Annotated in this window: 4 protein-coding genes; 1 reads left to right on the top strand and 3 read right to left on the bottom strand. The window is 63.8% G+C overall.

The features are described from left to right. The first annotated feature begins 196 nt into the window (after positions 1–196). Positions 197–1894 (top strand): methyl-accepting chemotaxis protein, encoded by a 1698-nt coding sequence (locus FV230_RS26640; protein ID WP_246695018.1) that lies wholly within the window; start codon positions 197–199, stop codon positions 1892–1894. Positions 1895–1908: 14 nt separating this feature from the next. On the opposite strand, the gene FV230_RS26635 is transcribed toward FV230_RS26640, so the two are convergent. From FV230_RS26635 to FV230_RS26625, 3 genes are read right to left on the bottom strand one after another with little or no spacing between them, the layout of a single operon-like run. Beyond that, positions 1909–2133 (bottom strand): hypothetical protein, encoded by a 225-nt coding sequence (locus FV230_RS26635; protein ID WP_246695017.1) that lies wholly within the window; start codon positions 2131–2133, stop codon positions 1909–1911. Then, the gene (locus FV230_RS26630; protein ID WP_147844520.1) at positions 2115–2375 is read right to left on the bottom strand and encodes a hypothetical protein; all 261 of its coding nucleotides are present in this window, start codon (positions 2373–2375) and stop codon (positions 2115–2117) included. The genes FV230_RS26635 and FV230_RS26630 overlap by 19 nt, the downstream gene beginning before the upstream one ends. After that, positions 2368–2700 carry an HU family DNA-binding protein gene (locus FV230_RS26625; protein WP_147844519.1) on the bottom strand — a complete coding sequence of 111 codons (333 nt, stop codon included), beginning with the start codon at positions 2698–2700 and terminating at the stop codon, positions 2368–2370. Before FV230_RS26625 ends, FV230_RS26630 begins: the two co-directional genes overlap by 8 nt. Between the last annotated feature and the right edge of the window lie 360 nt (positions 2701–3060).

The following is a 3060-nucleotide window of genomic DNA, read 5'->3' as shown; positions in this document are numbered from 1 at the left end:
TAAGACATCAGGGCCGAATTTAATACAAAATTAACTTATAGACTATATTAAGAATACAGACTCAAGACACGGCGGTTCCGTGTTTTTACCGATTCGCGATCACAAGTTTCAGTTCGCGTAGAAGCATCCTTCGAACGGATGTACTGTGTTAAACTGATGCAATAAGATCGGCCTCACGCCATGAGAGCTCTCCCGAATGAACCTGCGCCGCCTCAGCCGGCCCTCCCTGTCACTCCCCATGCGTCTCAGCGTCGTTGGGACCGTGATGGTCGGCATTGCTTCGTTCACCACGATCGGCGTGATCCTCCACGAGGTGGAGGCGGACATGACGCAGCGAGCGTCCGCTGTGCTGGAGAGCAATATGCGGCTGCTGCGGCAGAGCCTTGCAGACGAGGGAGGGTCTCAGCGTTTCAGCTTGATCGATGGTCATCTGCAAGTGGGGTCCCATTTCATCGGACCTGAGGACCCTGCCGTTGATCGTGTTCGCGCCATCATCGGCGGGACGGCCACGATCTTCCTCGGCGACCTGCGTGTGGCTACCAACGTAACCAAACCCGATGGGACTCGTGCCACCGGCACACGCTTGGCCCCTGGGTCCGTCTACGACGCGGTGATCAAACAAGGTCGACCCTACCGAGGGGAAGCCGAGATCCTTGGAGTCCCGTACTTCACTGCCTACGATCCGATCCTAGCTGCGGACGGAAGTACCCTTGGCATTCTCTACACCGGGGTCGAACGCACCGACCACCTCGCCGTCGTAACTCGGTTGAAGCGGCACTCCGGCCTGATCGGCGCGTTGCTGGCCATCGCATGCAGCACCGTGCTGTGGTTTTGGATGCGGCGAAGCCTGACCCCTTTGAAGCGACTGGGCGAGGCTATGCGTCGACTTGCATCGGGCGATGCCACGATCTCCATCGAACACGCTTCTCGCCGGGACGAGATCGGTGCGATGGCCGCAGCGGTACAGGTGTTCAAGGACAACCTGATCCGCGCGCGTCAGCTGGAAGCAGACACTGCGCAGGCGCGCTTGGCGTCCGAGGAGCAGCGCAAGGCCGGGATGCGTCAGATGGCCGACGGCTTCGAGGCGGCGGTCGGTGGTATCATCGGCATGGTCTCAGCCGCAGCCACCGAGCTGCAGGCCACGGCCGGCTCGATGTCGGCGATGGCGGGCGAGACCTCGGCGCAGTCCGGCGCGGTCGCGGCCGCCGCCGAGGAGGCGGCCAGCAACGTCAACACCGTAGCCGCCGCGGCCGAGGAGCTGGGATCGTCGGTGTTCGAGATCGGGCGCCAGGTCGACGGTTCGGCCGAGCTGGCGCGGCGGGCGGTCATGGAAGCCGGTCACACCGGCGCCCTGGTGCAGGAGCTGAGCGCGACGGTGTCCCGGATCGGTGACGTAGTCGGGCTAATCTCCGGCATCGCCGGGCAAACCAACCTTTTGGCGCTCAACGCCACGATCGAGGCGGCGCGCGCCGGCGCGGCGGGCAAGGGCTTCGCGGTGGTGGCGGCCGAGGTGAAGGCGCTCGCCGAGCAGACCGCCCGCGCCACAAACGAGATCTCCGGTCAGATCGCGCAGGTGCAGGCCTCGACAGGTCAGGCGGTCTCGGCGATTGGCGGCATCACCGGGCGGATCCAGGAGTTTAGCGCGGTTGCGACCTCGATCGCGGCCGCCGTGGAGGAGCAGGGCGCGGCAACACAGGAGATCGTTCGCAACGTCAGCCAAGCGGCGATGGGAACTGGCGAGGTCACGAGCAACATCGCCGGCGTGGCGGGTGCGGCGGAGGAGACGGGGGCGGCTGCAAGCCAGGTGCTGGGGGCGGCCTCGGAGCTGTCGCGTCAGGCCGAGACCCTCACGGCCGAGGTTGGATGCTTCCTCGCTACTGTACGGGCCGCGTGAGATGGCGACAGCGATCAATGCCTGGCGCTCTCGTTCTTCTCCCGGGCCAGTGTGTTCAGCAGGTCCAGGAGATCGTCGGCAGCCTCCATGTCAAGGCCGGTCTGCGCGATGCCGTTGACCTGCGCCGGCTCGTAGGTGGCGATGTCGTAGACCGTCCAGCCCGCATCGTCCTTCCGCATGTCGAAAGACTGAGCTTGGTTGTTGCTGTTGGCAGCCTCGTTCATGGCGCCGTTGGGCACGCCAACAGGATCGCTGTCCGCACCATCCCACGCTGGTACTTCTCGCCTTGCGTCGGATCGGCGATCGCAGCCTTGGCTGGCTCAAGGGCTTTCACCGCGGCGGCCGGGTCCAGCGTGTGTCCGCTGGCGAAACGAAACATGCTCATCGTCGGGTCGTGCAGGAACCCATCGACCGCGGCGCTCACCTCGTCGTCGCTGACGGTCTTCGCCTTGGACAGTTCGGCGGTCGTTAAGTCAGTCATGGGGCGAGTTCCTGAGCATCCCGATTTGATCGATAGGGCCGCCTCTTTCAGGGTTCAGCCGATCCCGCATCTCTTTTCCGGCCTTGAAGTGCAGGCGGTTCTTGGCTTCGACCGAGACAGCCGCTCCATTCCTCGGGTTGCGCCCCATTCGCGCCTTTTGCTCCACGGTGGCGAACGACCCGAACCCGCGCAGCTCGACACGATCGCCGGCTGCGATGGCATCCGCGATCCGGCCTAAAATGGCATCGACCACCGCTTGGCAGTCTCGCTCGTAGAGATGCGGGTTCAGGGCAGCGAGGCGCAGGACTAGGTCAGATCGGATCATGGCAAGGGAATAGAGGCAGGGGACGCCGGGCAGTAACCCGCCAGCCTAAAACTTGAGGCTACAGCTCTCAGCACATCAGGGTACATGACGCAATCGGCATGCTCTGAACCAATATACGGATCATTTCCGATCGGCTCTCCAACATGACGGCCGGAGGCTCCCCCACGATCCAGCGCCAGCGCGCGACGAATTCTGAGGGCGTTATGTTCGAGAGGGCGTCCGAACGCAGCCTATCGAGGTCTGCCAGCAGTCTCTGCTCCGCGCTCGGCCCGTCAGCGAATGGTGGAGATCTGAGCAGCCGGCTTGTGGCGGGGTTAGGCACCGACTGGAACGACTGCGTGCACAAACAGCATGGCGCCA

The sequence above is a fragment of the Methylobacterium sp. WL6 genome, assembly GCF_008040095.1.
Classification (GTDB): domain Bacteria; phylum Pseudomonadota; class Alphaproteobacteria; order Rhizobiales; family Beijerinckiaceae; genus Methylobacterium.
The sequence above is the reverse complement of the archived record's forward strand: the minus strand, read 5'-3'. Positions and strand labels throughout refer to the sequence as shown.

Coding starts and splice junctions, on each gene's coding strand:
- FV230_RS26640 (WP_246695018.1), top strand. CDS start 197: ATGAACCTGCGCCGCCTCAGCCGGCCCTCCCTGTCACTCCCCATGCGT.
- FV230_RS26630 (WP_147844520.1), bottom strand. CDS start 2,375: ATGACTGACTTAACGACCGCCGAACTGTCCAAGGCGAAGACCGTCAGC.
- FV230_RS26625 (WP_147844519.1), bottom strand. CDS start 2,700: ATGATCCGATCTGACCTAGTCCTGCGCCTCGCTGCCCTGAACCCGCAT.